This is a genomic window from Halovenus amylolytica (assembly GCA_004015825.1).
Lineage (GTDB): Archaea > Halobacteriota > Halobacteria > Halobacteriales > Haloarculaceae > Halovenus > Halovenus amylolytica.
This window is the reverse complement of the sequence record SAYS01000040.1, coordinates 1-5,896: the sequence shown is the minus strand read 5'-3', so window position 1 is coordinate 5,896 and position 5,896 is coordinate 1. Positions and strand designations below refer to the sequence as shown.

The 5,896-nt window shown below is 51.3% G+C and carries 8 protein-coding genes; 6 read left to right on the top strand and 2 right to left on the bottom strand.

All coding sequences use genetic code 11. From position 1 onward, the window contains the following. On the top strand, positions 1-398 hold a 398-nt coding region (locus EOW68_RS18035; protein WP_152035127.1), incomplete at its 5' end, for a transposase. Between the two features lie 80 nt (positions 399-478). Here EOW68_RS18035 and EOW68_RS19045 read toward each other — a convergent pair. Beyond that, positions 479-1,090, bottom strand: a complete 612-nt coding sequence (locus EOW68_RS19045; protein ID WP_431359054.1) for a CAP domain-containing protein — start codon at positions 1,088-1,090, stop codon at positions 479-481. A gap of 352 nt (positions 1,091-1,442) precedes the next feature. On the opposite strand from EOW68_RS19045, the gene EOW68_RS19040 reads away from it, so the two are divergent. Then, entirely contained in the window at positions 1,443-1,673 is a 231-nt protein-coding gene (locus EOW68_RS19040) for a hypothetical protein (RefSeq protein ID WP_431359055.1), read from the top strand. Here the strand turns inward: EOW68_RS19040 and EOW68_RS18025 are convergent. After that, positions 1,581-1,913: an AN1-type zinc finger domain-containing protein gene (locus EOW68_RS18025; RefSeq protein ID WP_128226543.1), complete on the bottom strand. Its 333-nt coding sequence runs from the start codon at positions 1,911-1,913 to the stop codon at positions 1,581-1,583. The two genes, EOW68_RS19040 and EOW68_RS18025, sit on opposite strands and share 93 nt — an antisense overlap. 174 nt (positions 1,914-2,087) lie before the next feature. On the opposite strand from EOW68_RS18025, the gene EOW68_RS18020 reads away from it, so the two are divergent. The 4 genes from EOW68_RS18020 to EOW68_RS18005 all read left to right on the top strand — a co-directional run bounded on the left by EOW68_RS18020 (position 2,088) and on the right by EOW68_RS18005 (position 5,540). Continuing rightward, positions 2,088-2,327, top strand: coding sequence for a hypothetical protein (locus EOW68_RS18020; protein WP_128226542.1), 240 nt, complete (start codon positions 2,088-2,090; stop codon positions 2,325-2,327). Further along, on the top strand, positions 2,324-2,677 hold the full coding sequence (locus EOW68_RS18015) for a type II toxin-antitoxin system PemK/MazF family toxin (protein ID WP_128226541.1): 354 nt from the start codon (positions 2,324-2,326) through the stop codon (positions 2,675-2,677). The genes EOW68_RS18020 and EOW68_RS18015 overlap by 4 nt, the downstream gene beginning before the upstream one ends. A 335-nt stretch (positions 2,678-3,012) precedes the next feature. Further along, positions 3,013-4,785: a transposase gene (locus tag EOW68_RS18010; RefSeq protein ID WP_128226540.1), complete on the top strand. Its 1,773-nt coding sequence runs from the start codon at positions 3,013-3,015 to the stop codon at positions 4,783-4,785. A gap of 80 nt (positions 4,786-4,865) precedes the next feature. Beyond that, positions 4,866-5,540, top strand: a complete 675-nt coding sequence (locus EOW68_RS18005) for a DNA polymerase (RefSeq protein ID WP_128226539.1) — start codon at positions 4,866-4,868, stop codon at positions 5,538-5,540. Positions 5,541-5,896 lie beyond the last annotated feature (356 nt).

Sequence of the window (5,896 nt, the reverse complement as noted above, 5' to 3'; positions counted from 1 at the left end):
TGGATGTCGAAACGCTGTACATCACCGACATCCACTCGACCACCTCAAAGAAACACGACGCCAAGATCGGCCCGCAGGTCGCCCGCCGAAACGCGGGCGACCTGCGAAGCCTCGCTGCTGACAAAGGCTACGATGCAAAAGCCTTCCGTGACGAACTCCGTCAAAACGGCATCCGCCCGCTGATTAAGCATCGTCTGTTCAACTCACTCGATTACGCTCACAACGCCCGCATGGACAGTGATCGCTACCACCAACGATCCATGTCTGAAACCGTCTTCTCAAGCATCAAGCGCACGCTCGGCGCTGCCGTGCGTGCGCGAAGTTGGTGGCTTGAATTCCGCGAAATGATCCTCAAAGCGACCGTCTACAACCTCCGTCGAACCGTCCGATATCCATGAAATTAACTGCCGTATACTGAAACTACAGAGCCCAAATGAATGAACAGCAACGACGCAGAAGAGTGGCAGAGATTGGGGGTTCAACAGAGTTCGAGGCTTGCGTAGACCTTATTTTCATCAGTGATGTAGAGCCCGAGTCCAGCTTCATCGGCTGAGCCGACCAACATAGCCTTTCTATGTGGTGGTGAGTTCATCCACTGCGCAACCAGTTGTTCGGCTAACTCTTGTTCGGAATTAATACGCGTCGTAGTCCCGTCTTCTGACTCAATGGAACGGTGTATCCATGTTGCAGCGGCATTCTCCGCCCCCTCATAATACCGATTTGATCCGTCAATCGGGAGACGACATTCTGGAAGCAGACCACGGTCCTCATATCGACTTTTAATCGTATCGCCATCTTGTTCAACGTGCCCAATCTCCCCCTCACGTGCCATTACCTGACTGTGGCTTTCTCCCATCTCAGTCAGTACTTGCCGCTGTGAAACCAACTGTACCCCCCGCTCTTGCCGCTCTTCGTTCAAATACTCGATAAAGTACTGCTCAACGACCGTGCGGTTCATTCCTTGCTGGACAGCAGGGTCCGTACTATTAGAAGGGATATCGGGTTGCTCCAGTACACCGAGATACATCCCACCACCAATCCCAACGCCAACAATGAGAACACTCAAAATGAGGAATTCACGGGAAAACACAGCACGTAGCGCCCCTTGAACGCGACCAGAAACTCCGAAACGAGTAGACGTGTCACGAAGCCCAAGTTTCGGATCCCATATCGTCCGTTTGAACTGCGTGACTGCGACAGAATGCGTGACCACCCGAAGTCCTGGCCACCCGGCTTTCCACCCGCATTCCCGGCACGTTAACACCCAATCACCACCGATCCGATACACATACTGGCCGCACCCCGGACACGTACGAGAGTCAGAACTATCTCGTGGGTACCAGTACTTGACGCGAATCATCCACGTCATGAGTCCTCGAATAAGCACGTACGTTGAAATACCAGTCACAACAGCCAGGACAGTCTCAAAACCGGAGGTAAACATGGAGTATCCCGAGAGTGCGGCCAAAACACTCGCAATCAGAAATTGCTTCCAGTACATTCTTGTTATAATTACCTACACTTGGTCAAAGATGAATAAACTTGGTAAAGCTCTATTCCACAACGAGAGTGTTAAAGATTTACCAGAACCGAATATATCGGTAAAAACGGGTGAAAATAGAGTCATCAATTTCAGCCTCTTCCTGTTCAGAGTTCTCTTCTCTCTTAATTGACCCGTCTGGAGCGACGTCTGGTGAGGAGTTCCCGAAGTCACTATCGGGGGTTGACGCTGTGCGCGTCTGAACTTTCATCGGTTCTGGACCACGATCTTTGTCAGTGTTGTATTCTCCGACGAACCCACCGTCACAGTCATGATTTTCAGGGTGGCGATGGTCACCGCAGAAATGACCGCCACAGCGAGAACACTCGAAGTTGAAGTTGTCGTCAGCTCCGCAGATATTGCAGGCAGTCATAGTTCTCCTTTCAAAAAAAGCACCACTCCCAATTAAATCCTGACCAGCCCGTAGATCCGTGAACGTTTCGTGTCGTTCGCAACTACAGCCACACCGTCGGTAGGCCCTGTTTGGTACCACTGTCGCATACCAAGCAACAACACGTTTATCGGTACACACCGAGTACACACTCGTATGGACCGAAAGAACGTCACGATCCGCGAAGACCAGTCCGAATGGGTAGACGACGAAGACATCAACCTCTCCCAACTCGTCCAGGAAGCAATCGACGACCGGATGCCGCCATCCGAAGAAGAGCTCGCCAAAGCGTATCGGGAGAACGCCGACCACGCAGCTGAGACAAACAAGGAATGGGAGCACGCCTCAACTGAAGCGAACGAACACCTCGGGGAGCCGCCACGAGGCAACGAATGAAAATCCGTCGCGGTGACATCGTTAGTGTTGACCTCGGCGGGCCAGCCGACGATGATACGCGAGGTGGGGAAATCTACAAGACCCGCCCGGCGGTCGTCATTCAGAACGACATCGGGAACAAGAATTCACCAACCACGATCATCGCGCCGATCTCGGGCGGGCATACGAACTACCCGTTCCACGTCAACCTTCCCGGGTCGATGGATGAGCTTACGAAAGATTCGCACGTCCAACTCGATCAAATCCGCACCGTCGATATTACCGAACGCATCGAAGACAAGTACGGGAACGTGTCATCCTCACAAATGAGTGAGATCGAGGACGCCATCCGCATCTCACTCGGACTATAACCAATCACGCCATGCTCGGATCATGACCGACATCCCGCAACCCGCACCAAAACCGTACGCCCCCGGGGACCGCGTCACAGTCTACATCGTTCCTCGCGCAAGATAGAAATAATCGGAAACCCGCGTTTCAGTCATTTTATCGGCTGTATAGACGCCTCTCAGAATGCCTGCCATTGATTTAAACACCGAATTTCCGGTTTCAGGGGTGTTATTTACCGTCTTCACGCGTGGCCTTTCTTAGCGTACGTGAGATGGGTATAATCGGACAAAAACATAGTTAGATTGTCATCAAGGGTTTATCCGTATGTGGGTTAGATAATTTAAATTACAGTATAATGACTACACATCAAGATAATTTTGCGGACGAAACTCGACATACAAAACAAGATCGCGTTAGCGAATTTAGAACGTTCAATTCAGCGGCTACTGACGACATCGTCATCTCACATCCCGGCGAAGGACGACAGGAGATCGAATTGCAGAAGCCCCTGCTTGTTGCGATGGCACGAGAGAATAGAGATGTGCCCGACAGTAATGATGACGGGCAGATAGACGCGATTTTCGATGAAGCGCTCTGTGATGTCGCGGAGTTAGCTTTGGCCTCGGCAGGGGTAGATGAGAGTCAAATCACGCTCCCCAAGTTGCGTGCGTTGATGATTCAAGTAGCCCGAGATATCGACTCATTTGGGGAGTTATCTACGTACGTCTCACGATACTCCGTTAGCGAAATCGAGCGGTTTGAATTACACTCGGACTACAGCAGCTCAACGTACCGGAAAGCGGCAAAGCAGCTGAAGACTGTCAATCGGTTCGAATCGGTAGTTGATGCGACGTTCATCGCAGTTCACGCATTGTTCTGGAACGGGGTATCCATCCCTGAGCCTGTGAAAGACCAGTATAATCTGTCATACGATGCGGGTCCGGCTGCAACCGAGTTCTCAACAGGGGCGCGACAACTGGCATTGTACAATCTCGTCGACGATCTGTTGGCAATCGTGACCGACAACTTAGATTTTCACCGAGGCAGCAATAAATCACGAGATCTCAGGAGTTTAATCGGTATTTTTGCACACGCTGCGCACAACGGTGCGAGCATCGAGAATTATCAGCGAAGCGCCAACCACTCGTTTAATCTTGATTCGGCATTCGCCGGGCCAACAGTACGGACACACATTGACAGCCTGCATCTGTGGCAAATTGAGGAGATGTTCGACGATATCAACCAGGCACTGCTTGAATATATCATCAAGTCAGACGTGATGTCCAAACCGGCGATGGTCTCGTACGATCTCACGGATGTGCAAAGCCTTGGGCTAAAGGAGTACGATGAGAAATTTCTCACGGCGGATGGTCGCTGGCGGTTCGCATCGCTTTCCTTTACCGATCCAGACCTCGAATTTTCGTTTGGCCTCCGATTACTGGAATCTGAGGGGAACCGGGCACCTGTGTTGAAAAATCTCCTTCGGAATCTGACCGCCATGGTAGAAATCAAACTCTTCATGGCCGACCGAGGATTCGATGGCCAAGAGGACATCGAGGCGTGCCGAGCATTTGTTCCCGGACACTGGCTGATTTGCGCACAGGACTATAGCGACACGCACGGTCACAGTGACGACTACGCGCGACTCCGCGAGAAAATCGAACCAGGTGGAACTGCCTATCTTCGGAGTGCCGGGTATGACGATCTGCATCCACCGGTGCAGATGATTGGGTATTCAGGGGCCAGTGAGGACGCTGAAACGCCAAACCCGATTCGAGCGTTTTACACTGACATCTCAGTCCCGTCTGACAAAGATGAACGTAAAAAGTGGATACAAAATACCAATTTCCGTTATAATCAACGCGGGAAGATTGAATCCTTGTTTCGAATGGCGAAAAATAAGTTTGACGTGTCGACTGAGACAGATAAAAAAGAGCGAAAGGCGTTCTACTTCCACATGTCCGTCCTGTTCTACAACCTGTACAACATAGTGAATACCGTCCCCTCACCAGAACACGGAGTTGAACTCGACACGACACAGACCGAACTCCTGACCGTCACCCGGAATCTCGCATTTCACGGCCCTACACGTCCGGATGCACTAGACTACTGGTCACAACAGTCCTGATGCCTGTTCGCATAGACCCGACATTGCTCCGTCAAATAATCCGCCCTGCATTAGCGGTTCGAAAGGGGGGAGACTGTCATATGAAAATCAGTCCAGACACGATCCGATTGCGTGCAACGTCAAAAGACAAGACCGTGTACCTGGATCACTTACTGCCAAGGCCGGAGACACAACCACCGGTTAACGACGACATCGGTAGTTTCTGGCTGCGCTTAGAACGTATCGAGAACTTCCTAAACGTCGATACCAGTGCAGAGGTCACCATCACCTTCCCGTCCGAGACAAGCGATTCGATGGTTATCTTGCAGTCAAATGGCCTCACATATCGATTCTCACCCCTGATCCAGCCATACCGACTATTTGACGACCCTTCAAATGAGCTAGTAACGGAATTTTCCATACAGCAAGGTGCGTTTGATCGGAGCGTCCAAGTTGCAAATCTTGTCGGCGAAGCAATGCGACTCCGAATCGCGCCGGATACTCGCCACATCGAATTCTCCTCGAATGCACAAGGAGATGGCGACGCGTTCCTCTACTCGCTGTCCACCGAGCAAATTCCTCTCATCGACGGAGCTTCGTCAAGTTTCACTGTCCCCATTGACAGACTTCGAGCCGTCACTCCTCTCATTCCGAATGCCAGCACCGCATCGTTCCAACTCACCACTAATTGTCTCGTCTATCACGTCAACTACCCCGTTGAAGGAGCTCGGCTGACCATGTACATCGCAGAACGCCTCGGTAGACTCCTGAAATAACCTACTGTCTTCGCTTCTCCCTCTGAACAACTTTTAAGAGTAGCACTCTCATATTGTTTGTCCGGCTATTACGAAAGGGTAGAACCGGACGGTGAGAGTTCCCACTGGTAATCCTCTTGATAATCGTTCTGGAACTCTACCCTGACGCTCCCGGTTCACCTGTAGGGACTAGCAATCAAATTCATACTCTCCCGCAGTCCATTGGTTCCCAAGTTAATCACTTTGTGTGGGCGGTGGTGCAGAAGTTTTCACAAGGAAGTGGTAGGACGAAATTGATGTGTCCAGCAGCAAGTCCGTCCTACCGAGTAACGCTACGGTCGAACAGGTTTTCAAAGCACTGGAGACAGAGACGACAG

Excerpts from the sequence above, each read along its gene's own strand:
- EOW68_RS19040 (WP_431359055.1), top strand. The coding sequence starts at position 1,443 with ATGGAGTATCCCGAGAGTGCGGCCAAAACACTCGCAATCAGAAATTGC.
- EOW68_RS18025 (WP_128226543.1), bottom strand. The coding sequence starts at position 1,913 with ATGACTGCCTGCAATATCTGCGGAGCTGACGACAACTTCAACTTCGAG.
- EOW68_RS18020 (WP_128226542.1), top strand. The coding sequence starts at position 2,088 with ATGGACCGAAAGAACGTCACGATCCGCGAAGACCAGTCCGAATGGGTA.
- EOW68_RS18015 (WP_128226541.1), top strand. The coding sequence starts at position 2,324 with ATGAAAATCCGTCGCGGTGACATCGTTAGTGTTGACCTCGGCGGGCCA.
- EOW68_RS18010 (WP_128226540.1), top strand. The coding sequence starts at position 3,013 with ATGACTACACATCAAGATAATTTTGCGGACGAAACTCGACATACAAAA.
- EOW68_RS18005 (WP_128226539.1), top strand. The coding sequence starts at position 4,866 with ATGAAAATCAGTCCAGACACGATCCGATTGCGTGCAACGTCAAAAGAC.